26 protein-coding genes are annotated in these 25,108 nt (G+C 68.7%); 12 read left to right on the forward strand and 14 right to left on the reverse strand.

The window, feature by feature from the left end:
* Positions 1-13: 13 nt before the first annotated feature.
* A complete protein-coding gene (locus tag ABJK40_RS07565) occupies positions 14-622 on the forward strand; it encodes a hypothetical protein (protein WP_348480348.1) in 609 nt (202 codons plus the stop codon).
* A complete protein-coding gene (locus ABJK40_RS07570) occupies positions 619-1,533 on the forward strand; it encodes an HTTM domain-containing protein (RefSeq protein ID WP_348480349.1) in 915 nt (304 codons plus the stop codon). The genes ABJK40_RS07565 and ABJK40_RS07570 overlap by 4 nt, the downstream gene beginning before the upstream one ends.
* Before the next feature lie 76 nt (positions 1,534-1,609).
* Here the strand turns inward: ABJK40_RS07570 and ABJK40_RS07575 are convergent, their stop codons facing one another.
* From ABJK40_RS07575 to ABJK40_RS07585, 3 genes are all read right to left on the reverse strand, one after another.
* A complete protein-coding gene (locus tag ABJK40_RS07575) occupies positions 1,610-3,016 on the reverse strand; it encodes a HAMP domain-containing sensor histidine kinase (RefSeq protein ID WP_348480350.1) in 1,407 nt (468 codons plus the stop codon).
* 130 nt (positions 3,017-3,146) lie between these two features.
* The gene (locus ABJK40_RS07580) at positions 3,147-3,833 is read right to left on the reverse strand and encodes a response regulator transcription factor (RefSeq protein ID WP_348480351.1); all 687 of its coding nucleotides are present in this window, start codon (positions 3,831-3,833) and stop codon (positions 3,147-3,149) included.
* Between the two features lie 133 nt (positions 3,834-3,966).
* Entirely contained in the window at positions 3,967-4,620 is a 654-nt protein-coding gene (locus ABJK40_RS07585; protein ID WP_348480352.1) for a hypothetical protein, read from the reverse strand.
* A 221-nt stretch (positions 4,621-4,841) separates the two neighbouring features.
* On the opposite strand from ABJK40_RS07585, the gene ABJK40_RS07590 reads away from it, so the two are divergent.
* Positions 4,842-6,092, forward strand: a complete 1,251-nt coding sequence (locus tag ABJK40_RS07590) for an NAD(P)/FAD-dependent oxidoreductase (protein ID WP_348480353.1) — start codon at positions 4,842-4,844, stop codon at positions 6,090-6,092.
* Between the two features lie 32 nt (positions 6,093-6,124).
* Here the strand turns inward: ABJK40_RS07590 and ABJK40_RS07595 are convergent, their stop codons facing one another.
* Together ABJK40_RS07595 and ABJK40_RS07600 are read right to left on the reverse strand one after the other, a co-directional pair.
* A complete protein-coding gene (locus ABJK40_RS07595) occupies positions 6,125-7,132 on the reverse strand; it encodes an NAD(P)-dependent alcohol dehydrogenase (RefSeq protein ID WP_348480354.1) in 1,008 nt (335 codons plus the stop codon).
* Positions 7,129-9,405, reverse strand: coding sequence for an MMPL family transporter (locus ABJK40_RS07600; RefSeq protein ID WP_348480355.1), 2,277 nt, complete (start codon positions 9,403-9,405; stop codon positions 7,129-7,131). The genes ABJK40_RS07595 and ABJK40_RS07600 overlap by 4 nt, the downstream gene beginning before the upstream one ends.
* 184 nt (positions 9,406-9,589) lie before the next feature.
* Between ABJK40_RS07600 and ABJK40_RS07605 the strand changes: the two genes are divergently transcribed.
* The 4 genes from ABJK40_RS07605 to ABJK40_RS07620 all read left to right on the forward strand — a co-directional run bounded on the left by ABJK40_RS07605 (position 9,590) and on the right by ABJK40_RS07620 (position 12,777).
* Complete coding sequence (locus tag ABJK40_RS07605; protein WP_348480356.1) at positions 9,590-10,750, forward strand: histidine kinase; 1,161 nt, start codon at positions 9,590-9,592, stop codon at positions 10,748-10,750.
* Positions 10,751-10,788: 38 nt separating this feature from the next.
* Positions 10,789-11,424 carry a response regulator transcription factor gene (locus tag ABJK40_RS07610; protein WP_348480357.1) on the forward strand — a complete coding sequence of 212 codons (636 nt, stop codon included), beginning with the start codon at positions 10,789-10,791 and terminating at the stop codon, positions 11,422-11,424.
* Between the two features lie 111 nt (positions 11,425-11,535).
* Positions 11,536-12,381, forward strand: a complete 846-nt coding sequence (locus ABJK40_RS07615; protein WP_348480358.1) for a phytanoyl-CoA dioxygenase family protein — start codon at positions 11,536-11,538, stop codon at positions 12,379-12,381.
* Between the two features lie 162 nt (positions 12,382-12,543).
* Positions 12,544-12,777 carry a hypothetical protein gene (locus ABJK40_RS07620; protein ID WP_348480359.1) on the forward strand — a complete coding sequence of 78 codons (234 nt, stop codon included), beginning with the start codon at positions 12,544-12,546 and terminating at the stop codon, positions 12,775-12,777.
* Between the two features lie 52 nt (positions 12,778-12,829).
* On the opposite strand, the gene ABJK40_RS07625 is transcribed toward ABJK40_RS07620, so the two are convergent.
* The 3 genes from ABJK40_RS07625 to ABJK40_RS07635 all read right to left on the reverse strand — a co-directional run bounded on the left by ABJK40_RS07625 (position 12,830) and on the right by ABJK40_RS07635 (position 15,339).
* Complete coding sequence (locus ABJK40_RS07625; RefSeq protein ID WP_348480360.1) at positions 12,830-13,480, reverse strand: DM13 domain-containing protein; 651 nt, start codon at positions 13,478-13,480, stop codon at positions 12,830-12,832.
* A gap of 63 nt (positions 13,481-13,543) precedes the next feature.
* The gene (locus ABJK40_RS07630) at positions 13,544-14,353 is read right to left on the reverse strand and encodes an ABC transporter permease (protein ID WP_348480361.1); all 810 of its coding nucleotides are present in this window, start codon (positions 14,351-14,353) and stop codon (positions 13,544-13,546) included.
* The gene (locus tag ABJK40_RS07635) at positions 14,350-15,339 is read right to left on the reverse strand and encodes an ATP-binding cassette domain-containing protein (RefSeq protein ID WP_348480362.1); all 990 of its coding nucleotides are present in this window, start codon (positions 15,337-15,339) and stop codon (positions 14,350-14,352) included. The genes ABJK40_RS07630 and ABJK40_RS07635 overlap by 4 nt, the downstream gene beginning before the upstream one ends.
* Positions 15,340-15,507: 168 nt before the next feature.
* Between ABJK40_RS07635 and ABJK40_RS07640 the strand changes: the two genes are divergently transcribed.
* The gene (locus tag ABJK40_RS07640; RefSeq protein WP_348480363.1) at positions 15,508-15,933 is read left to right on the forward strand and encodes a hypothetical protein; all 426 of its coding nucleotides are present in this window, start codon (positions 15,508-15,510) and stop codon (positions 15,931-15,933) included.
* Here ABJK40_RS07640 and ABJK40_RS07645 read toward each other — a convergent pair whose 3' ends face one another.
* The gene (locus tag ABJK40_RS07645; protein WP_348480364.1) at positions 15,934-17,085 is read right to left on the reverse strand and encodes a beta-ketoacyl-ACP synthase III; all 1,152 of its coding nucleotides are present in this window, start codon (positions 17,083-17,085) and stop codon (positions 15,934-15,936) included.
* A gap of 97 nt (positions 17,086-17,182) precedes the next feature.
* A complete protein-coding gene (locus ABJK40_RS07650) occupies positions 17,183-17,833 on the reverse strand; it encodes a GTP-binding protein (RefSeq protein ID WP_348480365.1) in 651 nt (216 codons plus the stop codon).
* A 137-nt stretch (positions 17,834-17,970) separates the two neighbouring features.
* Between ABJK40_RS07650 and ABJK40_RS07655 the strand changes: the two genes are divergently transcribed.
* Together ABJK40_RS07655 and ABJK40_RS07660 are read left to right on the forward strand one after the other, a co-directional pair.
* A complete protein-coding gene (locus tag ABJK40_RS07655; protein ID WP_348480366.1) occupies positions 17,971-18,753 on the forward strand; it encodes a hypothetical protein in 783 nt (260 codons plus the stop codon).
* Positions 18,754-18,864: 111 nt separating this feature from the next.
* On the forward strand, positions 18,865-19,554 hold the full coding sequence (locus tag ABJK40_RS07660) for a hypothetical protein (protein ID WP_348480367.1): 690 nt from the start codon (positions 18,865-18,867) through the stop codon (positions 19,552-19,554).
* Positions 19,555-19,590: 36 nt separating this feature from the next.
* On the opposite strand, the gene ABJK40_RS07665 is transcribed toward ABJK40_RS07660, so the two are convergent.
* From ABJK40_RS07665 to ABJK40_RS07680, 4 genes are all read right to left on the reverse strand, one after another.
* Positions 19,591-19,800 (reverse strand): hypothetical protein, encoded by a 210-nt coding sequence (locus ABJK40_RS07665; protein ID WP_348480368.1) that lies wholly within the window; start codon positions 19,798-19,800, stop codon positions 19,591-19,593.
* A 60-nt stretch (positions 19,801-19,860) separates the two neighbouring features.
* Positions 19,861-20,487, reverse strand: coding sequence for a CAP domain-containing protein (locus ABJK40_RS07670; protein ID WP_348480369.1), 627 nt, complete (start codon positions 20,485-20,487; stop codon positions 19,861-19,863).
* Positions 20,488-20,570: 83 nt separating this feature from the next.
* On the reverse strand, positions 20,571-20,879 hold the full coding sequence (locus ABJK40_RS07675; RefSeq protein ID WP_348480370.1) for an AzlD domain-containing protein: 309 nt from the start codon (positions 20,877-20,879) through the stop codon (positions 20,571-20,573).
* Entirely contained in the window at positions 20,872-21,606 is a 735-nt protein-coding gene (locus ABJK40_RS07680; RefSeq protein ID WP_348510214.1) for an AzlC family ABC transporter permease, read from the reverse strand. Before ABJK40_RS07680 ends, ABJK40_RS07675 begins: the two co-directional genes overlap by 8 nt.
* Positions 21,607-21,788: 182 nt before the next feature.
* Here ABJK40_RS07680 and ABJK40_RS07685 point away from each other — a divergent pair, with 182 nt between their 5' ends.
* Entirely contained in the window at positions 21,789-22,520 is a 732-nt protein-coding gene (locus ABJK40_RS07685; RefSeq protein WP_348480372.1) for an LppX_LprAFG lipoprotein, read from the forward strand.
* Positions 22,517-25,105: an MFS transporter gene (locus tag ABJK40_RS07690; RefSeq protein ID WP_348480373.1), complete on the forward strand. Its 2,589-nt coding sequence runs from the start codon at positions 22,517-22,519 to the stop codon at positions 25,103-25,105. The genes ABJK40_RS07685 and ABJK40_RS07690 overlap by 4 nt, the downstream gene beginning before the upstream one ends.
* Positions 25,106-25,108 lie beyond the last annotated feature (3 nt).

Genomic DNA, 25,108 nt, shown 5'->3' on the forward strand with positions numbered 1-25,108 from the left:
TCACGATGAGCGGGTGGACGACGCGCCCGAGACCGACCGGAGCGACGACGACCATTCTGCGGCGGTCGCCGACGGCTCCTCTCCGGCGGTTGGCGAGGATTGGCAGACCCGGATGCTTCGTCGACGGTTCGGTCGGTTCCTGGTGGGCGTCGGTGTCGCCGTGTCGTCGTTCTGGATCGTGGCTCCGAACATGCCCTCGTCGGCGGTCCGCGACCGCCTCGACACGCTCTGGGAACCCGCCGTGGGGATCGGCCTCGTGCAGGACTGGGCGGTGTTCAGCCCGAACCCGCGCAGCCAGTCGATCGACGTGCGCGCGCGCCTCGACTACGCCGACGGCACGATCGATTTCTGGGACGTGCCCGACTTCGGACCAGGCGTCGGCGCATTCCGCCAATATCGGTGGAACAAGTGGCAGGAGCGCGTCCGCCTCGACGAACGCAACGAGCACTGGGCGCCGACCGCCGAGTGGATCGCCCGACAGAACGTGCGCGACGGGGAGCAACCCGAGCGGGTGACGCTGATCCGGCGCTGGATCGACCACGAACCGCTCACCGCCGACGGCCCGTCGGTGAACCTCGGGTGGAACGAGTTCGAGTTCTTCGTGTGGGAGCGCGACGCATGAGCGAAGCACTCCGAACCTTCGGTCACCGGCTGTTCGTCGCGGAGCGATCGGCATGGCCACTGGCGATCGCACGGGTCGTGATCGGCGTGGCGATCCTCCTCTGGACGCTCACGATGATGCTCGACCTGCGCGCGCTCCTCGGCGACGACGCTCTCGTCGGCGTCGAGTTCGCCGACGACCTCGATCGGTTTCTCCCGTTGGACTCGACCCTCACGGTCGGCGTCGCTCTGCTCGCACTGATCACGGCCGGCATCGCGATCATCGTCGGCTGGCGACCGTCGCTCTGGCTGGTGGTGGCCTTCGTCCTGCTCGTCGCGATCCAACGACGCAACACGATGATCCTCAACTCGGGCGACATCATCCTGCGCAACCTCACGCTGCTGCTCGCACTCACGCCGACCGGTGCTGCGATGTCGGTGGATCGAATCCGCCGGCACGGACGTGCAGCGTTCTGGACCTCGGCACAGGTCGCACCCTGGGGCCTGCGCGTCGTGCAACTCCAGATGATCGTCGTCTACTTCTTCGCGTTCTGGTCCAAGAGCGGCGAACTGTGGCAAAACGGCACCGCGGTGTCGACGGCCTTCCGTCTGCAGGATCTCCAGCGATTCGGGGAGTGGAGCGTCCTCGTCGACGACATCTGGGTCGTCGCCTTCCTCACGTGGTCCACGCTGGTGGTCGAACTCGCCCTCGGCACGCTGCTGTGGGTCAGGCGGCTCCGCCCGGCGCTGATCGTGTTCGGCGTCCTCTTGCACGTCATGATCGACACGTTCGTCCTCGTCGGGTTCTTCGGCATCGCGATGGTCGCCGGATTGGCCACCTTCCTCGACGCCGACCGCCTCGACACCCTCGTCGCCCGCCGACGGGCCGACCGCGCTCCCGACGTGGAACCCATCACCCAACCGGCCCACTGACCGCGACGACGCTCACCGACGCCACAACCTCTGTTGATCCGTCCGGGAGCGAACAACAGAGGTTTCGTCGGTGGCGTCAGTCGGGGAGGAGAACGGGGAGGGTGAAGCCGACGTCGGCGCCGCCCGCCGGTGACTCCGACGCCCACACCTGGCCACCGTGGACCTCGACGATCTGAGCGACGATCGAGAGACCAAGGCCCGACCCCGGCATCGACCGGGTGGTCTCGCTGCGGTGGAACCGACCGAACACGGCGGAGCGTTCGGCGACCGGGATGCCCGGACCGGCATCGCGCACGCTCACGGACCCGTCCCGGACCACGACGTCGATCGGCGCGCCCGACGGGCTGAACTTGTCGGCGTTGCTGACGAGGTTGTCGACCGCACGCGCCAGCATCACCGGGTCACCGTCGACGACCGACGACCGAGACTCGATCCGGATCGGCCGGTCGCCGCGCCGCTCCCACCGGGCGACCACCGAGCGGACCACGTCATCGAGGTCGACGGGAACGGGGCGGAAGTCCACGTCGCGCTGATCGGTCGCGAGGTCGATCATCTCGTCGAACAGGTCACCGAGTTCCACGAGTTCGGAACGGATCGCACCGAGGATCTCGTTGCGCTGGTCCATGGGGAGGTCGCCCGCCCGCTCCAACATCTCGACGTTCATCCGCAGGCTCGTCAGCGGCGTGCGGAGTTCGTGTCCCGCGTCGTGGATCAGACGATGTTGCTGACGGCGACTCGCCTCGAGTCGTTCGAGCATCGACCGGAACCCGGCGGCGAGTTGGCCGATCTCGTCGTCACGGGCGGCGTCGGCGGCGACCACACCCAGCTCGGCGGAGAGGTCGCGTGACCCTCCGCCACTCGCCCCGACCACCGATGCCAGGGAGGTCAGACGTCGCAGCGGTGCGGTCGTGCGTGACGCGATCAGCCAGCCGAGACCGGCGGCGAGGAGAGCCACGAACGACGCGATCACCGCGAACCGACCGACCAGCGCCGAGCGCACCGCGTCGGCTTCCGACGTCGACCGTGCGACCTGGACGACGACTCCACCGCCGAACGCCCGCGACGCCATCCGGTACGACTCGCCGTCCAGGTCGATGTCCTCCAGGAGAAGTCCGCCCGGCGGCAGTTCGTCGATCGTGTCGAGCCCGGAGGGCGCGGGCAGTTCGATCGTGCTCGAGCGGACCGACACCGCGTCGCGGGTGATCTGGACGATCGCATCGTCGTCGGCGACGGGAAGACCGTCGAAGAAGCGGACCTGACCGGGACGTACTCGACCCGGACCCGGACCCTGCTCGCCGTTGCCGACGTCGTTGCCCAGGGCACGGAGATCCTGTGCGTAGTCCCGCACCCGGGCCTCGAGGAACCGGTCGATCGTGTTCGAGAGTTCGCGCGTGGTGGTTCGATACGTGAACGCCCCGACCATCGCGCTCGTGGCGAGTGCCACCAGGGCGAACAGCAGGGCGAGGCGTGAACGAAGACTCACGAGCGCCCGTGTGCCGGTCGCCGCACGGTCCCCGAACCCACGACCACGGAACCCACGGCCACGGAACCCACGGTCCCCGATCTCACCGACCCGGAACCCATGTCGTCGTCGATCATCGGGTCGTCGTCGATCATCGGGCCGTCGCCGGTCGCAGCACGTAGCCGATCCCGCGCACGGTGTGCAGGAGTCGGGCCTCGCCGCCCTCCTCGAGCTTGCGACGCAGGTAGCCGACGTGCACGTCGAGCGACTTCGACGACGACTCGAAGTCGTATCCCCAGATGTCCTCGTAGATGTGGCTGCGCGACAGCACGATCTCGGCATTGCGGGCGAGCAATTCGACGATGTCGAACTCGGTCTTCGTCAGGTCGACCGCCCGCTCGCCACGCACGACGGTCCGCTTCGCCGTGTCGATCACGAGGTCGGCCACGTGGTGCACGGCCGACACGGCACCGCGGTCGGTGCGCCGCAGCAGAGCCCGCATCCGTGCGAGGAGTTCGTCGAGTTCGAACGGCTTGGACAGGTAGTCGTCGGCGCCGGAGTCGAGCCCTTCGACGCGATCGGCGGTGGCGGTGCGCGCGGTGAGCAGGAGGACCGGAACCCTGTTGCCGCGGTCGCGGAGCCGCCGGATCACGCTCATGCCGTCGACGAAGGGCATGTTGACGTCGAGGATCGCCGCATCGGGCGCGTGCTCCGCGAAGGCTTCGAGAGCGGCGGCACCGTCCCCGACGACGATCGTGTCGTACTCCTCGAAACGCAGGATGCGATCGAGAGCTTCGCGGATCTGCTTGTCGTCTTCGGCGATGAGGATGGTCGACATGGGCTGGCTCGAATCTAGATGACGAGAGCCGCACCCGACGGCGGGTGCGGCTCGGATGGCGTCGGTCCGGCCGACCGAGCGAGGGGACTCGGTCGGCCGGCTCTCGGGGCCGGTGTCCGGGTGGGCGGCCGGCTCAGCTTCCCGCGTCGTCCTCGTCCGCGGCCGGCGCTTCGACGTCGTCGGCCGGACCCGTTGCGTCCCCCTCGCTCGGGCCACGATCGCAGGACCCGTCGCGGCCTCCCCGTGGGCCTTCGCCGTCGCCACGCCGGGGGAGCCCCTCCTCCACCCGGGTCTGGACCCGGTCGGGGAGGTCGGCGGTGATCTCGGCGGCTTCCTCGGCGGTGATCCGACCGTTTGCGACCGCCTCGTCGAGCCGCTCGGTCCGCTGCTGGACGATCACGTCGACCACGGTGGCGACGTCGACGCCGTTCGCTTCGGCGATCTCCGCGAGGGTGGCTCCACCCCTCATCTGTTCGCCGAGGTCCTCGACCGTGATCCCGAGGACGTCGGCGATCTCCTGACGATCGGCTTCGCGCTCCGCGCGATGCGCCTCGCGCCGCTCGGTTCGATCGGTCCCGACGTCCGGACCGGCGTCCGGCCCGCCGGGCTGGCCGGGCTCATCGGACGCGGTGTCGGTGTCGGTGTCGGTGGCGGTGTCGGGTGCCGGCGCGACCACGGTCGTGTCGGTCGACGTGGTGTCGGTGGCGGCGGCAGCGATGCCGGTGACGCCGAGGATCGAGCCCCCGGCGACGAGGGCGCCGAGGACGCCGGTGCGGATCTTGTTCATGGTGGATGCTCCTTGTGGATCGGGCGTGCGCCCGGGGGTCGGTGTCGTGCTGACGGGGACCATGCAACGCCTCGAAGGTCAGGCTGGAGATCGCGAAATCGAAGGGTTCGGTAAGGATTCGTCGACACCGGACGTCGGCCCGGCCCCTCGAACCGGCGGGCGTGACGGTTGTTGTGTCGCTCCGTCGTGGGATCGCGCCGATTTCACGGCAGCGTGGTGGCGTGGAGAAGATCGACGTCGCCGTCATCGGGGGTGGACCAGCCGGTGCGGCCACGGCGATCCGCGCCGCTCGCCTCGGCGCGAAGGTCGTCGTGTTCGAGAAGGGCCCGCACGGGCGGGACAAGGTGTGCGGCGACGGACTCACGCCGCGGGCCGTCGGTGCCCTGAACGAACTCGACATCGACATGGCCGATGCACACCGCATCCGTGGTCTCCGGATGATCGCCGGAACGACGACGCGCGAGCTCGACTGGCCCACGACCGACCGCTTCCCGAACCACGGCGCGGTCTGGCCGCGGCGTCGTCTCGATGCTGCACTGATCGACGCTGCGGCAGCCGCCGGTGCCGACATCCGCTTCGAGACCGAGGCGTTCCCGATCCTGGACGGCGACCGGGTGCTCGGTGTGGAAGCTCGTAGGACGAGTGACGACCGGACCGTGACCGGGCCGTCGGAGAGGTTCGAGGCCGGCCTCACGGTGGTCGCCGCCGGACCGCCCGGACAGGTGGCCCGCATGCTCGGCGCGACCCGCGTCGAGGGCGAGACGTTCGGGCTCGCGATCCGCACGTATGCCGAGACGCCACGACACGGCGACGAGCACCTCGAAGCGATGCTGTCGTTGAAGGACGAGAACGGAACCGCAGTCCCCGGCTACGGCTGGATGTTCCCGGCCGGCGACGGCACGGTCAACATCGGTGTGGGTGCGCTGTCCACCATGAAGGGGTTCAAGAAGTTGAACCTGAACACGATGATCGAGTCGTACCGACGCGTCGTGGAACCCGACTGGGAACTCGGTCCGAACCTCGAGCGGCCGCGTGCGTGGCGGCTCCCCATGTCCACCCAGAAGCGCTTCGGGCGAGGATGGGTCGCAGTCGGCGATGCCGCCGGTCTGGTCAACCCGATGAACGGCGAGGGGATCGACTACGGGTTGGAGTCCGGGATGCTCGCCGCCGACCTGTTCGTCGAGGATCCGGCCACGGCGCCCGCACGCTACGACGAGCTGGTCGGCGAACGCTTCGATGCGTTCCTGCGCACCGGCCGTCGGTTCTCCTTCCTCATCGGGCATCCGTGGATCCTCAGGACCGGCCTGAAGTTCTCGGTGAGCACCGAGTCGATCGCGAACATCACGCTCGCCGTGATGGGCAACCTGGTCGACAACACCACGCCCGGCGCCGCCGGCAAGGTGATGTGGCTCGCCGACAAGGGACTCGGTCTCGCCGACCCCATCCTGCGCAGGACCCGCGCCGCTGCCTGACGGGCCGCACCGCTGACGGGCCGCTGGTCGCGTCAGGGGTGAGCGACGAGCTTGCCGAGGGTGTGGCCGTGACCGATCTCGACGAGTGCCGAAGGGACCTCGTCGAGCGACATCGTGCGGCTGACCATCGGGCGGATCGAGCCGTCGTCCAGCATCGCGCGCAGGACGTCCAGGTCCTGGGGCGTCTCACGTCCGAACACGAGCGCGAAGCGTTGCGACGACACCAGGCCGAGCAGCCGGGCCGCGACGAGACGCGGGATCGGCCCGAGGACCGGTGCCTTGCTCCCACCGATCAACCCGTACACCCCGTCGGGTTCCAGCACGCGGCGACAGTCGCGCAGCGAGCGGTTGCCCGGGCTGTCGAGGATCGCGTCGTACCTCGTCGAACCCGTCGTGAAGTCGATCGTCGAGTAGTCGATCACGTGGTCGGCGCCCAGTGACCTCGCGGCGTCGACGTGCGCCGTGCTGCACACCGCGGTGACCTCACCACCCATCGACTTCGCGATCTGCACGGCGAAGTGCCCGACGCCGCCCGTTGCTCCGTTGACGAGCACGTGCTTCCCGGCATCGAGTCGAGCCACGTCGCGGACCGCCTGGAGCGCGGTGAACGCCGCCACCCCGGCGCAGGCAGCCGCGTCGAAGGAGACGGCGGCGGGCTTCGGTGCGAGGGTCGCCTCGGGGACCGACGCGTACTCCGCACATCCGCCGCCGGAGACGAATCCGAACACCTCGTCGCCCGGTGCGAAGCTCGTCACTCCCGGCCCGATCTCGTCGACCGTTCCCGCGATGTCGGTCCCCGGCACCAGCCGCTTCGGTGAGCGAAGCCCGAGGCTCGGTCGAGCGATGAACGGACGGCCGACCACACCGTGCCAGTCGGCGGGGTTGAGCGACACCGCCCGTACCCGCACCCGCACGTGCCCCTCGGCCAGACGAGGCAGGGCGACGGTGCGGACGGCGAGTGTCGAAGGAGATCCGAATCGTTCGGCGACCACGGCGCGCATCGTCGTCACACAGGATCCGGGCGTGTCGGGCGAGTTCATGATCCGACCGTCGCGGGTTCGCGATCCTCGGACGGAGCCGGCACGGGGTCGGTGGAGGCCCCCAGCGCCGCCGGTCCGGCCTCGCCGTCGATGTCGACGTTCGGCAGGATGCGGTCGAGCCAGGCGGGAAGCCACCAGTTGGCGTCGCCCATCAACTTCATCGTCGCCGGCACGAGCACGATCCGCACGATGGTCGCGTCGACGAGGATCGCCGTGGCGAGGCCGAGGCCGAACATCTTCGTCGTCGGATCGTTGCCGAGGACGAAGCCGCCGAACACCGAGATCATGATCAACGCCGCCGATGTGATGACCCGCGCCGTGGTGGCCAAGCCGTGGATGACCGCTTCGTCGTTGTCACCCGTGGCCACGTAGTGCTCGCGCACACGCGACAGGAGGAACACCTCGTAGTCCATCGACAGTCCGAACAGGATCGCGAACAGGAACATCGGGATGAACGACACGATCGGCACCGTCGACTCCAGGCCGATCAGGTCCTTGCCCCACCCCCACTGGAACACCATCACGAGCACGCCGTAGGCGGCACCGATGCTCAGCAGGTTGAGCAGTGCCGCCTTCAGTGGCACGAGCACCGAGCGGAACACGAACATCAGCAGCAGGAAGGACAGGACGATCACCGCGCCGATGAAGGCCGGGAGGCGATCGGTGACGCGACCGGCGACGTCGCCGAAGTTGGCGGTCGAACCGCCGACGTGAGCGGTGGCGGACTCGTCGCCGATCGCCGCCGGGAACACGTCGGAGCGGAGTCGTTGGACGGTCGCGAAGGTCGCATCGTCCTGTGGCGCCGTGGTCGGGAGTGCGACGAAGGTCGCCACGCCGTTGTCGAGATCGATCCGGGCCGGACCGACGGACGCGATGCCCGGATCGGCGGTGACCGCAGCGACGAGGGGGGCGACGATGTCGGCGTCGACGTCCGCCGGGTCCGCACCCGGGGCCACCGCGGACAGGTCGACCGCCACCACGAGCGGCCCGTTGACGCCTGGCCCGAATCCTTCGGCGACGAGGTCGTAGGCCCGCCGTTGCATCTTCGACTCGGGCAGGGCCCCGTCGTCGGGGAAGCCGAGATCGAGTGCGAGCACCGGCGCCGTCAACGCGATCAGCAACGCGGTCACGCCGATCGCGTACGTCCAGGCGTGTGACGCGACGTGGCGCCCCCAGCGCTGCCATCCCTCGCCGTCGCCGGTGGAGTGTCCCCTCCGGTGGATGCCGAAGCGGTCGATCCACGGCCCCGAGATCCCGAGGAATGCGGGCAGCAGCGTCACGGACGCAACGACCATGATCAGGACGATCACCGAGATCGCCACGCCCGCGGCGGTCATGAAGGGCACGCCCGCCACGGCGAGTCCGAGGATCGCGATCACGACGGTTCCCCCGGCGAAGATCACGGCCTGACCGGCGGTGGCCACGGCCCGACCGGCCGCGTCGGCCACGTCGAGGCCGCGATGCAGGAACTCGCGGTGTCGCGTGACGAGGAACAGTGCGTAGTCGATGCCCACGCCGAGCCCGATCATGCTGCCGATCTGCGGCGCCCAACTCGGCACCTCGATCACGTACGCGACGAGCGACATCGAACTCACTCCGACAGCGAGGCCGAACAGCGCCATGCCGATCGGGAGGCCCATCGCGATCACCGACCCGAACGCCAGGAGCAGCACGACCATCGCGATCACGATTCCGACCAGTTCGCTCGACCCCTGCTCGGGTTCGTCGAATGCGAAGAAGAGGTCACCACCGCCTTCGACCTGGAAGCCGGAATCGGCGGGCACCGAGTCGACCAGCTCGACGAAGCGTTCGAGATCGGCCCGGTCCAGTTCGTCCAACTCTGCGTAGCTCACGTCGACGGTGGCGACGCGCCCGTCGGCCGACACGCCTCCGCTCCCGATCGCCGCGTCCGCACCGGCGCCCAGCGCGGTCGCCGGGTCGCTCACCGCCAGGACGTGGGGAAGCTCCAGGAGTTCGCTGCGGATGTCGGCGAGCAGCGAGCGTGCCGGCACCGAGTCGAACAGCGAGGTCGCGTCGTCGACCGGTGTGACCACCACTCGCGCGGTGAGGCCGGCATCGGCGGAGCCGGCCGCGGTGAGCAGATCGGTGGCCACCTGGGAGTCCACGCCCGGCACCTCGAAGGAATCGCTCAGGGTGCGCCCGAACGAGGCCGACCCGGCCACGACCGCGACGGCGACGATCAGCCAGGCGCCCACGACCTTCCACGGATGACGGGCGGCACCGGAGCCGATTCGGTAGAGCAGTGCAGACATGTGGGTTCCTCGAGGAGAGTCGGGCGTGAGAGTCGGGGCAGTCGCGTCCGACGGATCTCATCGTCGTGACGTCGAGTCCGCCGAACATCGGGAATCCGGTTGCTCCGCGCCCGCCCGAACGGGCGATGTGCGATCGTCCCTTCGGCCGATCTCGCCGTCGGGTCCGTCGGCCTACATTGGGTTCGTGAACGACGGTCTGGTGAGGACACTGCTCGCCGAGCCCGCCGTCACCGATCCACCACGGCGGGTCTGGCGGGACTGGGCGCTCGTCGGTGTCCTCGTCCCGTCGGCGGCGATCGAGGGGCTCCTGCGCGACGACCTCGTGTGGGCGCCGTGGTCGGCCGTGGCCGTGATGCTGCTCAGCTTCACGTTGCTCTGGCGCCGATCCCATCCGCTCCCGGCGACGGTGATCACGATGGGCACGGTCGTCGGACTCGACCAGGTGGCACGCATCGTGACCGGCGGACCGGTGGAGGTCTACACGGCGGCGTTCCTGCTCATCCACGTCTACGCGCTGTTCCGCTGGGGTTCGGGTCGTCACTGCGCCGTCGGGCTGGGCGCGATGGCACTGACCTTCGCGTCGAGCCAGGTCGTGGCGTACGTGGGAGTCGGCGACGCGATCGGCGGTGCGATCGTGTTCCTGTTCCCGGCGGTGTTGGGAGTCGAGGTGCGCCACCTCGTGCGATCACGCCTGCGTGACCGTGAGGAGGTCAAGACCCGCGAGCGGGAACTCCTGGCTCGTGAACTCCACGACACCGTGGCGCACCACGTGTCGGCCATCGCGATCCAGGCACAGGCGGGTCGCGTGGTGGGTGTGACCGACCCGGCCGCGGCGCTCGACGCGCTGACCGTGATCGAGGCCGAGGCATCGCGCACCCTCGCCGAGATGCGCAGCATCGTCGGCACGCTGCGACGCAGCGACGACGCGGCCGAGCTCGCTCCGCTCGCCGGGCTGACCGAGATCATGCGACTCGCGGACCGCACGTCGCCGGGCCCGCACATCGACATCCGGCTCGACGGCGTCGACCACGTCAACCCGACCGTCGGTGCCGCCCTCTACCGCATCGCGCAGGAATCGATCACCAACGCTCGACGCCACGCGACCGGGGCGACGCGGGTCAGCGTCAGCGTCGACGGCGCCGAGCATGCCGTCCGTCTCGTCGTGGTCGACGACGGTGCCACGCCTCGCTCGGCGGCCGGGTCGGGCGGGTTCGGGGCGGGCGGGTTCGGACTCGTCGGGATGACCGAACGGGCCGAGTTGCTCGGCGGCACGCTGCGGGCCGGGCCCGGCGACGGCTGCGGCTGGCGTGTCGAGGCGACGATCCCACGCGAGGCCGTGTCGTGACGGTGCGGCCCGCGTTGCAGCCCGCGTTGAGAGTGGTCGTGGCCGACGACCAGGATCTGGTCCGGACCGGCCTGCGGATGATCCTCGACGCCCACGACGGCATCGAGGTGGTCGGCGAAGCCGTCGACGGTCGCGACGCGGTCGAGATGGCTCGGCGCCTGCGGCCCGACGTGTGCCTGTTCGACATCCGCATGCCTCGACTCGACGGCATCGAGGCGACCCGACTGATCAGCGGGCCCGACGTCGCCGAACCGATCCCGGTCGTGGTGATCACCACGTTCGATCTCGACGAGTACGTGCACGGCGCGCTCCGTGCCGGCGCCCGGGGATTCCTCCTCAAGGACGCCGGGCCCGAGATGCTCGTGCAGGCGATCCGGGCGGCCGCTGCCGGAGACGCCCTGATCGCCCCGAGCATCACCGCCCGACTCCTGGAGCACTTCGCGTCCGCGACTCCTGTGACGTCGACCGAGCCGAGGTTTCCCTTGACCCAGCGCGAGGAGGAGGTGGTGCAGCGCGTGTCGGCCGGTCGGACCAACGCGGAGATCGCCGACGATCTGCACATCAGCCTCAGCACCGTCAAGACCCACCTCGCGAGCCTCACGACCAAGCTGGGCGTGCGCAACCGCGTCGAGATCGCGATGTGGGCTCACGACACCGGTCGCGCGAAGCGCTGACGCTGTCGGTCACCGCGACTGCCCTGGTGGGTCGCCCGACTGCTCGAAGGCGAGGCATGGCGACCGGTGTGCGGAGGCCGACCCGTCGAGGCCCCGCACTACGGTCGGGCCATGACGATCACCCACGTTCAGCCCGACACGTCAGCCGAGGCGATCCACGAGATCCTCGCTGGCGACGGGGCGCTCGTGATCGACGATCTGGCATCGGTGGAGTCGATCGATGCGATCACCGCCGAGATGGAGACGTTCGTCGAGGCGACCCCGCACGGGTCCGACGACTTCTCGGGGCGCACGACGAAACGCACGGGCGCTCTCATCGCTCGATCGCCGTCGAGTCGCGATCTGGTCACGCACCCGCTGATCCTCGACGTGGCCGGGCGCCTGATGCACCAGGCATCGACGTTCCAGGTGCACCTGACGCAACTGATCTCGATCGGCCCGGACTCGCCGAGCCAGTCGATCCATCGCGACGAGTGGGCGTTCGACTTCTTCGCGTTCCCGAGCGACGTGCACCCGCAGTGCAACACGATCTGGGCGATGACCGACTTCACCGAGGAGAACGGCGCGACCCGCCTGATCCCCGGGAGTCAGGACTGGGAGGTGGACCTCGGCCACTCGGTGGAGGAATCGGTGCCGGCCGAGATGACGAAGGGCTCGTGTCTGCTCTACACGGGCAAGGTGTACCACGGCGGCGGCGCCAACCGCTCGGACCGGGTGCGCACCGGACTGAACCTCACCTACTGCGTGGCGTGGCTCCGCCAGGAGGAGAACCAGTACCTCTCGTGCCCGCGCGAGGTCGCCCTGACCCTCGACGACGATCTGCTGAAGCTGATGGGCTACCGGATCGGTGCCTACGCGCTCGGCTACGCCGACGACGTCCGCGACCCCCTCGACGCACTGCGCGGAACCTCCGGCCAGATGGGCTTCGGCGTCACCCCGAAATCCGACGGCGCCTGACCCGCCCACGTCCGACCCCTCCCCCGCACCGGCGGGTCGACTCGAGCTCCCCCAATTTTTCTTCGGACTGCCTCTTCAAACGAATGTATATTCGTCGGCCTTCGAAGTCGTCGGGCGGCGAACGGCCGTGTCCACCTGATCCGCCCCGACGGTTCGGTCATCATGCCCGTCGGCGCCCGCATGCCCCGATGGCCCGACGGCGAACCCCCGGGCGCGCCGGACCCGTCGGCAGACGGAGACGGAGCGAAGCTCTGCGCCATCCGAGCCCTCCTCGGTGATACCGACACCATGACCTACGACGAGTTCCTCGAACGCGGTGCAGCGGCGAGACGAGCCGGAGTCGTCCCGATCGTCCGCCTCACCGTCGAGGACCTCACACGTCGACCTCCTGACTGAGTCCCCGTGTCGGACAGGAACTCGACGCCGGTCGGCTTCTGCGGCTGTCGGGTCAGGCTGCGGGAGCGAGGTCGGCGGCGGCGAAGGCCACGCCGAAGCGGACGCACCAGATCACGACGGTGTCGAACTGCTCGAGGTCGACGTCGACGGGGATCTCGTAGTTCTGTTCACCGATGTTGCCCTTCAGGTCGCCGAGGTCGACGAACTGCCCACTGACACCGAACTCGTCCGCGTCGGCGCCGGCGTCGGCGGTGGTCAGGTACACGTTGAGGTCGGGTCCGTTGTCGGTCGCGAAGTCCTCGAAGCGCAGGAACCGCTGCTCGGTCCCGTCGTTGAGGACCTTCGCGACGCCTTCACCCGGGTGGCTGCGTGGCCCGAACACGCCCTCGAACTGCGTGACGACCACGCCGGCGGCTTCGGCTTCGTCGACGGCGGGTGGCATCGGTTCCTCGGTCGCCACCTCGATCGGGGTGTCGTTCGTCTCCATGAAGTCGTTCATCTCCTCCGTCATCGCCTCGTCCACCACGTCGGAGGGGATGTCCGACGCCGCACCCGAGTCGAAGACCGGCCCCTCCTCGGCGACCTCGTCGTCGAAGAACTCGGTGTGGATGCCGAACACCCCGAAGGCCAGGAACGCGAGGATGCCGACTCCGAGGACACCGACGATCGCGGCGACGGCCCGGTTCTCCCTGATCCAGTTCATCTGCTGAAGTTAGACGCCGTGCACGCGCCGATGCCGCGAAATGGCCCCCGGGTTCGCCGCCGCCTATGCGACCGTCGACCGCGAGAACTGGCGGATCGACCAGCTCGCGAAGACGGCGATGATCCCGACGGACCACGCGACCGTCACCCAGAGATCGCTGCCGGGGTCGATGCCGTTGTACATCGCACGGGCCGCGTTCGTGGCGATGGTGAAGGGGTTGTTGACCGCGATCGGTTGCAACCAGCCGGGCATCTGGGAGGGATCGACGAATGCCGACGACACGAACGTGAACGGGAACATCCACACGAACCCGGCGGAGTTCGCGGCCTCGACGGACGACACGTTCAGTCCGATCAGGGCCTGGATCCACGCCATCGCGTAGCTGAACAGCAGCAACAGGAACGTCGCTCCGAGCGCAGCGATCAGCGACCCTTCGAAGCGGAAGCCGATCGCGAACGAGACGGCGAGCATCACCACGAAGGTGAACACGTTGCGGACGAAGTCCGAGACGGTGCGCCCGATCAACACCGCCGCCCGCGACATCGGCAACGAGCGCAGGCGGTCGATGTAGCCCTTCTGCATGTCCTCGGCCAGCCCGACCGAGGTGAACGCCGAGTTGAACACGACGGACTGGGCGAACACGCCGGGGATCAGGAACTGGTCGTACTCGGAGTAGCCGGGGATCACGATGGCCCCGCCGAACACGTAGACGAACAGCAGCACGAACATCACCGGCTGCAACGTGGCGAACACGATCAGTTCCGGGTTGCGCGGCATCACCCGCAGATGACGGGTCGCTTCGACCCATGAATCGCGCAGCGCGCTCAGGATCCCCGACTTCGGGACCGGACGCTCGATCGTGTCGACGTTCACGACGCCACTCCGCCGGATCCGTGCTCCTCGTCAGGCTCGCCGTCGGCGGAGTGGCCGGTCAACTGCAGGAACACGTCGTCGAGCGTCGGCCTCCGGACCTCCACGTCGAGCACGTCGACACCGGCGTCGTCGAGCGCTCGGATCGCCTTCGGAACGACGCGGTCCCCGGAGCGGATCGACGCCGACAGCCGCAGGCCGACCGCATCGACCGACACGTCACCCGAACACAGCGGAGCCAGCGCCTCGATCGCCCGGGTGACGTTCTCCCGCCGTGCGATCGTCACCGACAACCGGTCTCCGCCGATCTGGTCCTTCAGTTCGTCGGCCGTGCCGTTCGCGATCACCACCCCGGTGTCGATGACCACGATCCGCTCGGCCAGTCGGTCGGCCTCGTCGAGGTACTGGGTGGTGAGCAGCACGGTCGTGCCGTCGTCGCCGAGTTCCTCGATCAGTTCCCACATCGCGAGGCGGCTGCGCGGGTCGAGACCGGTGGTCGGTTCGTCGAGGAACAGCACCGACGGGCGGGCGATCAAGCTCATCGCGATGTCGAGCCGGCGTCGCATCCCGCCCGAGAACTCCTTGACCACGCGGTCGGCGGCGTGCTCCAGGTCGAAGCGGGCCAGCAGTTCGGTCGACCTCTCGGAGATGTGTCGCTTCTCGAGTTGATACAGCCGACCGATCAGCGCCAGGTTCTCACGCGGTGTGAGTCGTTCCTCGACCGCCGCGTACTGACCGGTGAGGCCGATGCGTGCTCGCACCGAGGCCGGGTCCGTCGCGACGTCGATGCCGTCGATCAGCGCGACACCGGAGTCGGGTCGAAGCAGCGTGGTGAGCAGTCGGACGGTGGTGGTCTTGCCGGCGCCGTTCGGGCCGAGCATCCCGTACACGGCGCCGCGGGGGACCTCGAGCGACACGCCGTCCACGGCGCGAACCCGGCCGAACGACTTGACCAACCCGTCTGCCTGCACCGCGAGATCCGCCACCACGCGCCGATTCTGGCAGGTGCGATCACTGCGAGACGTCAACGGTCAGACCGTGTGTCACCGGTCCGTGGGTGGTGGATCGCCGACGGTCGCGATGGCCGGAGGCGGCGCCCCACGCGGAGGCGAGACGACGTGTGTTCGTGCGCCGACGCGTCCGGGTATCGGTCCGCCATGGCTTCGAGAGGACTCCTGTACCTCACCCTGCGACGACGCCCGTGGTTCGTCTACCTGGTGTGCGCTTTCGTCGCGCTGGTCCCGGTGATCATGTGGCAGCAGCGGTACGCCGACGTGCGGGAACGCACGGGACGCGACACCGTGTCCGTGCAGGTCGTGTCGGTGACCGACCAGGGCAACGACGATCTGGTCACGGCGATCCTGGACGACGAGCGGATCACGTTCACGTACCCGGGCTCCGTCGCCAAAGGGGACAGAGTCGAGGTGTTCCGATCGGACTCCCGATGGGTCGCCGCCGAGCTCGCCCCGCTCTGGGTACCGATCGCTGCGACGGCACTGCTGTGGGTACCGGTCGCGTTCGTCATCTGGCGATACCCGATCATGGCCCGCGGACGCGGGTGGACCCGACGGCGTGACGCCTGATCAGGCTCGTCGGACGACGACGCTCCCGACGGAGTAGCCGGCACCGAACGAACAGATCACGCCGAGGTCACCCGAGGCGAGGTCGGCGCGGTGCTTGTGGAACGCGATCACCGAGCCGGCCGACGACGTGTTCGCGTAGACGTCGAGGATCACCGGTGCCTCGTCGGTGTCGGGCACGCGACCGAGCACGCCCTTCGCGATCAACTGGTTCATCTTGAGGTTCGCCTGGTGGAGCCAGAACCGACGAACGTCGGTGGCCTGCGCGTCGACCTCACCGAGATGGCCGGTGATGTGCTTCACGACCATCGGGCACACCTCCTTGAACACCGACTGGCCGTTCTGTCGGAAGACCAGTTCGTGTGGATCGCGTGCATCGTCCTCGGACGCGTTGAGGAAGCCGAAGTCGTTGCGGATGTTGTTCGAGAACTGCGTCGCCAGTTTCGTGCCGAGCACATCCCACCGACCGTGCTCGCCCGATCCGTCGTTCAGAGCGTCGTCGGTGCGTTCCAGCACCAGTGCGGTGCACGCGTCACCGAAGATGAAGTGGTGGTCACGCAGTTCGAAGTTGTTGTGGCCCGACGTGATCTCCGGGTTGACCACCACGACGCACGAGGCCGAACCGTTGCGCAATGCGTCGACGGCGTTCTGGATCGAGAACGTGGCCGACGAGCAGGCGACGTTCATGTCGAAGGCCCAGCCACCCGCACCCAGTTCGTTCTGGATCTCGATCGCCACGGCCGGGTAGGCCCGCTGCAGGTTCGAGGCCCCGAGGATCACCGCGTCGACGTCGGCGCCCGTGCGACCGGCCTGCTCCAATGCTTCGAGGATCGCAGGCATCGCCATCTCCGCGGTGACGCTCAGCTCGTGCTCGGCCCGGGTCTCGAGGTGCGGGCGCATGCGATCCGGGTCGAGCACCCCCGACTTCTCCATCACGAATCGCGAGGCGATCCCCGACGCCTTCTCGATGAACTCCTCGTCGGGATGGGCGCGTGGCGCGATCGACCCGGCCGCGATCTCGTCTGCGTGCCCGGCGTTGAACTTGTCGACCGACGCCGTCAACGACGCTGCGAGTTCCGCATTCGAGATCGAGTCAGGTGGGGTGAAGAGGCCCGTCCCGGTGATCGAGACACTGACGGATGACGGTGCGGTCATGCCGTCGACGCTACGTCACTACCGATCGGTAACCGGCAGCGCCCACCTCGCACCGCCCGACCCGTGCGGCCGGAGTGGGTCAGACCCGAGACGGCCGTCAGTCGAGGAGGTGGGTGCGCACCACGCTGCGGAGACGGTCGATGCCGTCGCCTTTCGTCGCACTCGCCCACAGCACGTCGCCGGGATCGAGCATGCAGCCCGCTGCGAGTTCCTTCTGACGCGTCGCCCGCTTGGACGACTTGACCTTGTCGAGCTTCGTGGCCACCACCGTGTGCGGAACCGTGTTGAAGCGCAGCCAGTCGAGCATCTGCGTGTCGAGCTTCGTCGGGCCGATCGCGCCGTCGACCAGCACGAACACCATCACGAGTTCCTCGCGCTCGAGCAGGTACCCCTCGATCATCGCCGGCCAGTCACCCTTCACGCTCTTCGCGGCCTTCGCGAAGCCGTACCCCGGAAGGTCGACGACCGTGCCGACCGGCTCCTCGGCCAGGCTCTGCACCTCCTTGCCCTTCTCGTTGCCCGCCGCTCGACGCATGGCGCCCTCGTCGAGGCGGAACAGGTTGATCAGTTGCGTTCGCCCCGGCGTGTTGGACACCCGGGCCAGTTGCTTGCGGTTGGCGAGCGCGTTGATCAACGACGACTTGCCCACGTTCGAGCGTCCGACGAACGCGACCTCCACCGGTGACGGAGGCAGCGTGCGGGCGCGAGACGCCGACTCCACGAACGTCAACTGCAACGGACTGCTCATCGCGACCTCGAACTCACCCGGACATCTTCCAATGTTTTCGCGCGAAAAGTGCAAGACCCGCGTCTCGGCGCGCTCCTGCACTCCGAAGACGCCACATGCGACGTCCTCGGAACTCACCACGAACCAGGAGCAGACAGATGACGAACCTCACCCCCTTCACTCGGAACCTCGGTCGCCGGACCGCCGGCCACGTCACCAGCGTCACCGTCCGGCGCAACCTCACGATCGCCGCCGTCGCGGTCGCCGCACTCGGCTTCAGCAGCTGCTCGGCGATCGTCGACAAGGCGACCGAGAAGGCAGTGGAACAGGGCGTCGAGCGCTCGGTCGAAGCCGACACGGGTGGCGATGTCGACCTCGACTTCGACGCCGGTGACGGTTCGTTCACGATCGAGACCGAGGACGGTCGTCTCTCCGTGGACGGCGAGGACGGCACGTTCGTGGTCGAGACCGAGGAGGGCACGTTCGAGGGCAGCGGTGACGAGAACGGCTTCGAGGTCACCGACGAGAACGGTGCGACCGTGGTCGACGCCGGCTTCGACGCCGACGGCACCGGGGAGAACGGTCAGGTCGAGATCACCACCGACGACGGGTCGTTCACCTCGGCGACCGGCGACGCGGCGTGGGATCTGTGGCCGTCGGACCTCCCACGCCCGGATCTCGTCGGCGACGCAACGGTCTCGGGCACCTCGGCAGCCGACGGAGGACTGTTCCTGATCGCCGCAGGCGAGGTCGACGCGAGCCCGACCGACGCAGTCGAGGCGTTCACCGAAGGTCTCGACGGTTTCACCACCACGTCGGAGGGATCGAGCGGGGACGCGGTCTGGGTCAACCTGGAGAGTGCGGACTACGTCATGTCGATCGCGGTCGACGCCACGACGGATCCGGCCTTCATGTCGATCACGCTGACGGCCGCCGCCTGAGGAACGAACTCCGAACGGGAATTCAAGCTCGTCGCACGCCCCGCCGATCTACCGTGTGGGGAATCGATGATCGAAGATCCATCACATCGAAAGTCACGGGAGAACAGCATCATGATCCGCACCGAAAGAAGTCGATTCGCACTCGCCATCGCAGCGGTGGCCATCCTCTCCACCGGATGTGGGCGCCTCGTCGAGAGGGCCTCGGAGGAGGCGGTCGAACAGGCCATCGAGAACGACAGCGGCGAGGAGGTCGACATCGACTTCGACGACGGCGGAGTCCGGGTCGAATCGGCCGATGGTGACATCACCTTCAACGCCGACGAGAACGGAGTCCAGATCGACGGCGCGGATGCCGACGGGAACGACATCTCGATCAACGCCGACGAGAACGGCTTCGAGGCCGAGGGACCGGACGGCGAGGTGGTCACCGGCGCAGCCGACGGCGATGGCGGTTTCACCGTCGAAGGCCCCGAGGGCGAGGCCGTGTTCTCCACGACTCAGGGCATCCCCGACGAGTGGCCGGACGACGTGCCACGACCCGAGGGCCTCAGCGACGCGACCGGGACCTACCTCTCCGAGGGCGACGTCGTCAACCTCGCCGTGACCGGAACCGTGTCCGGCGATCCGACGTCCACCTTCGACGGATACGTCGACGAACTCCTCGACGCAGGATTCGAGGAGGAGTCGACCTTCACCCAGGGCGAGTCCACGACGGCGTCGTTCGTGCGTGGCGAGCAACAGTTGATCGTGAGCATCCAGTCCGACGGGAGCGCCTCGCTGATGACGGTCTCGCTGATCTGACGCACACCGGTCGAACCGGGTCGGCGGCTGACGGGATCAACCGGCGACGAGCGAGGCGATCGCCCACACCGCAGCGACCAACCCGAGCAGAGCGAAGCCGAGACTGCGCGCCACGGGTGCGCGTTCGAGATGGGACTCGTCGAGCTGTCGCTCCGGCGGCTTCACCACGGCCAGCAGGTTGCCCACGAACAGGGCACCGCCGAACGCCAGCACCAGGAACGGCAGCAGGTCGTCACCGAGGAACACGACCCGATCGTACGGCCGCGTTGCCACAGATCGACGGCGCTCGACGTCGGTGCGGACCGCTCAGCACCAGGACGCGTCGTAGGTGCCGGGCGGGCGGGGGACGCCGAGGGGCCGGGCGAACACCTGGGTCCAGAACTGTCCGTAGGTCGCGCCGCCGGTGACGTGACCGACACCGAGTTCGGTGAACGCTGGGTTCAAGATGTTGCGACAGTGACCCGAACTGGTCATCCAGCCCGACATCACCGCCTCCGGCGAGCGGTATCCGGCGGCCACGTTCTCTCCCCACGTACTGAACGCGTAGCCGGTGCGGCTGATGCGGTCTCCGGGGTCGGAACCGTCGCGCGGGTCGGTGTGGTAGATGGCGCCGTCGGCCGCCTGGCGCTGCGTGTGGGCCAACGCGGCGACGTTCAGTTCCGGTGAGAACGTGAGCGGCACGAGGCCACGCGACGTGCGCTCGACGTTCACGAGATCGAGCACCTGCTGCATCTCCGTCGACACACCGCCCGCCGGCGTCGGGGGTGCGGTGACCGGAGGGCCGGTCGGCGAGCTCGTCTGGGTCGCGTTGCCGATCCGATCGGCGCGCTCGACTGCGGTCGAGGGGTCCGAGATCGGCTCGGTCGCCGCCAGAGCACTCCCTGCGGACACCAGGGACGACAGTGCCAGGACGGCGCCCGCGACTCGCTTCATGAGACTGTCTCGGCCTGTCGTCGACGACACATGAGCCTCGCGCCACGACCTTGACGAACACCTGACGGTCGGTCCACCCTCACCTACGTCACCAGCCGCGTCAGAGCGGTCGCCGCCGACGCGAGGACGATGACGAGGACGAACGGCGCTCGGCGCCAGAGCGCCAGCCCGGCCACCACGATCCCGACGATCCGTGCGTCGAGCACGATGCTGCGTGCATCGCCGACGCTCGACACGATCGCGAGCGACGCCAGCAGCGCCGCAGGGAGGAGGTCGACCACCCCCTGCAGACTACTCGGGAGCCGACGCGCACCGAGCAGCAACGGTCCGGCCGACTTGAGCAGGAAGGTGCCCGCAGCCAGAACGACGAGCACGATGGAGGCGTCACTCACCGGACTGCCCACCGCTCAGGTCGGACGCTTCGCTCGGCGCGGACGGTCGCCACGGCCCGACGGCCCGAGCCGCCATCACCGCGGACATCGACGCGAGGATCGGCACGCCGGGCGCCGTGAACGGCACCAGTGACACGGCGACCACGGCCCCGGCCACCGCGACGACCAGTTGACGGCGATCAGCGAGACGCGGCCACAGGAGCGCCAGGAATGCGGCGGGCCCGGCGACGTCGAGCCCGAGGTCCTCGATCAGGTCGCCGGCACCGCTGAACGCGACGAAGCCGACGAGGGTCGTCAGGTTCCACACGACGAACACGCCGAGGCCACCGACGAGGTATCCGTACCGTCGAGACGCCAGGTCGTCCGATGCGGTGCCGACGGCGGTCGACTCGTCGATCATCAACTGCGACATCGCCGCCCGTTTCCAGAGTGCACCGCCGAGCGCCGGAGCCATGATCACGCCGAACGCCAACGAGCGGACGTTGAGCAGCAGACCGGCCAGGGCAGCCGCCGCGACCGAGCCGCCATCGCCGAGGATCTCGACGGCTGCGAACTGCGAGCTCCCGCCGAAGACGAACAGCGAGTAGCCGACCGCTTCCCACACGCTGAGGCCCGCGGTCGACGCCGCTGCACCGAACACGATCCCGAACGGAGCGACCGCAGCGGTGATGGAGATCGCCATCCGACGCAGGCGTCGCCTCGTGGCGTCGGGCTCGATCACCTGCACGTCTCGCGCTCCTCTCCCCACCCGGTGTGGTCCATCGACCGGCACCGGTCGAGTGGGGAAGATACGCGCCGAGTGGACGGAATCGTCGCACCCGTTTCGTCGTTTCACCGATGTCCGGCTCGCTTCGACGTCGGCCCGTCGGGGTAGTGATCCGATGGACGAACCAGAGGACGGAGCCCGACATGACCGCACGAACGACGACACTGACCCTGCTCGCAGCATCGACCGTGATCGTCGCCGCATGCGGCGGATCCGGGTCGGGCGAGCCCACCGAGCCGACCATTCCCTCCGACCCGACGTCGATCGTCGACGCGTCGGCAGCGGCGATGGGCGCCACCACGAGTGTGCGCTTCGAACTGCGACGGGAGGGAGCTCCGGTGTTCATCGACGAGTTCGAGAAGCTGACGCTCGACTCCGCCGTCGGCGAGTTCACCGTGCCGCGTTCGGCGCAGGCACTGCTCCAGGTGGGCGTGGAGGGTGGACTCACCACCGAGTTGGGGGCGATCGCTCTCGACGACGAGGTGTGGTTGTCCAACCCCATCACCGGGAACTTCGAGACCTTGCCCGCCGGCTACGACATCGACCCGTCGCTGTTCTTCGATCCGACGAACGGGTGGCAACCGTTGATGGAGAACCTCACCGACGTCGTGCTCGTCGGCACCGAGCAGCGAGAGGGCAACGCCCGGTACCACATCGCAGCCACCGCACCGGCCGAGCAGGTCGAGGTGATCACGGCCCGACTGGTCCGCGATCAGGACGTCCAGATCGACTTCTGGATCCAGCCCGTCACCGGCGAGGTCGCCGAAGCACGGTTCTCCGCCGACTTCGACGGTGGTGACGTCCGGTGGACCCTGCTCCTCAGCGACTACGGCGGGGAGTTCGACATCGAAGCACCCGACGGTCTCGCGTCGTGACCGCCTCGGGGGACGACGCCGACGTGACCACGTCGGGCCGCACGGTTGCGGGTCACGACGGCGGCGACGCACCGATCGGGCGGCGGCCGGCGTCGCCCCGTGCGATCCTGTGGGCCGTCGGCTTCAGCGTGTTCGTCGCCGCCGACGACCTCACCGTCGTGTCGACGATGTTGCGCCCGATGATCGGCGACCTCGGCCTCGTGCTCCCGGACGGGCTCGACGACGCGGCGTGGATCGTCAACGCCTACCTCATCGCGTTCATCGCGGTGATGCCGATCGCCGGACGCGTCAGCGACGTGATCGGACGGCGCCGCACGTTCATGGCGGCCTACGCGACGTTCATGGTCGGCACGATCTGGATTCCGCTGAGCGACTCTCTGGGGCCGTTGCTGATCGGCCGGGTGCTCACGGCGATCGGCGGTGGCGCCATGGTGCCGGTCGCGCTCGCCGTCGTCGGGGACGTGTACTCCGAACAGCGACGGGCCCGGGCGCTGGGCACGCTCGGAGCGATCGAGACGATGGGTTGGGTGTGGGGTCCGCTGTACGGAGCCATGCTCGTGCGCTTCTTCTCCTGGAGATGGCAGTTCTGGCTGAACGTCCCTCTGGCGATCGCGGGCGCTGCGGCGGTGTGGTGGGCGCTCGCCGAACACGACCGACCCGCACGTCGAGGACGCGTCGACTGGCTCGGCGCCGGCCTGCTGACCCTGGTGCTGGTGTCGCTCAACCTGGCGCTCCTCGGCTCGGCCGAGGTCCAGAGCGTCCAGGGCCTCGACGAGTTGACCGGCAACGGCGGGACCGACCTCCGACTGCTGTATCCCGTCGCCGCTGCCGGGGCCGTGGCGTTCGTCCGCCAACAGCGACGCCTGCGGCGCACCGGTGGCGACCCGATCGTCGACGCCTCGTTGTTCCGCGGCCGCAACGTGCGCGTCGCGCTCATCGTCAACTTCGTGGTCGGGGCCGGCCTGGTGATCGCCATGGTCGACGTGCCCCTGTTCGTCAACGCCGTCGAACGCGATGTCGAACGTTCCGCCGTCGTCGCAGGTTGGATCCTCTCGGCACTCACGGCAGCGATGGCGATCGCGTCCTACGTCGGTGGGCGGGTCACCGAGCGCACGTGGTACGGACCCCCGATCGCGCTCGGTCTGTTCGCTGCCACGGGCGCCTACGCCGTGATGGGGCTCACCTGGGACGGCACGTCGTCGTACGTCCTGCTCGGGTTGCAACTCGCCGTGCTCGGGGCCGGCATCGGCCTCACGGTCGCACCGACCACGTCGGCCGTCGTCGACCATGCCGTCCCCGAGTCGCGGGGTGCCGCTGCAGCGGTGGTGATGGTGGTGCGGATGATCGGCCTGAGCGTCGGGCTGTCCGCGCTGACCGCATGGGGTCTCGCCCGGTTCGACGCGCTGCGTGGCGACCTCGACCTGCCGGCCATCACCGACCCCGGCTTCGGCGTCGCTCTCGAAGCCGCCACCGAGCAGCTCACCGCCCAGTCGATCGCGGACACGTTCCTCGCGAGCGCGGTGGCCCTCGGTGTCGGCCTCGCCATCTCCCTGGTGCTGCTGCGCCGACCCACCCGCGACTCCCGATCGACCCCCGATGCTGCACGACCCCTTCGGGCGCTCCACGAACTCCCCACGGAAGGATCCACCCACATGGACGACGACACCCGCCACGACGGCGAGCACGACGGGACGGCGGACGACGACGAACCCGCCGGTGACACGAAGGCGGGCGACCCCGAGGCGGGCGACACAGGGGCGGGCGACACAGGGGCCGGTGACCCGGTCACGTCCGAGCACGACACCTTCGTCGTGCCGCAACGTCTCACCGACACCGACGAGATGCCCGTGATCGCACGCGACCACGATCACGACGACGATCACGACCACGACCACGACGGGCTGCAGGACGCGCGTGCGCACGAGTCCGGCCGCGGGTGGGTGCACCGCAACATCACGACCGTCGTCGCGGCGATGGGAGTACTCCTGCTGGCGTCGCTGCTGCTGTCGGCGTTCATGTTCTCCCGGGTTCGTGCCACCGAGAACGAACTGGCCACCACGCAGGAGGACCTCGAACGGGTCGAGGCCGGTGCTGCACTGTTCGCCTCGCAGGTGAACGGGTTCGTCGAGACGGTGAACGAGTTGGGACCGTCGATCGACGAAGGCCTGGACCAGGCCGTCACGGAACTGGAGGACTTCGGCTCGGCGACGATCGAGTTCACGGTGCCGATCGACCAGACGATCACGATCGACGAGACCTTCGACCTCGAACGCACGGTCACGGTGCCGATCGAGACCACGATCCCGATCGACGAGGAGGTCGAGACGACGATCACGATCAACGGACCCTTCGGCGTGGGCATCCCGGTCGACATCACGGTGCCGGTCGACCTCGACATCCCGATCGACCTGACCGTCGACATCCCGATCGACGAGTCGATCCCGATCGACGTGGAGGTGCCGGTGGAGCTCGATGTCCCGATCTCGATCGAGGTCGAGGGAACCGAACTCGAGACGCTCACCCAGTCGCTGATCGACGGGCTCCTCGCGTTCCAGGAGGGTCTCTCCGGACTCACGGGCGGTTGAGCG

Origin of the sequence: Ilumatobacter sp., from assembly GCF_039969435.1 — a bacterium.
Classification (GTDB): Bacteria; Actinomycetota; Acidimicrobiia; order Acidimicrobiales; family Ilumatobacteraceae; genus Ilumatobacter_A.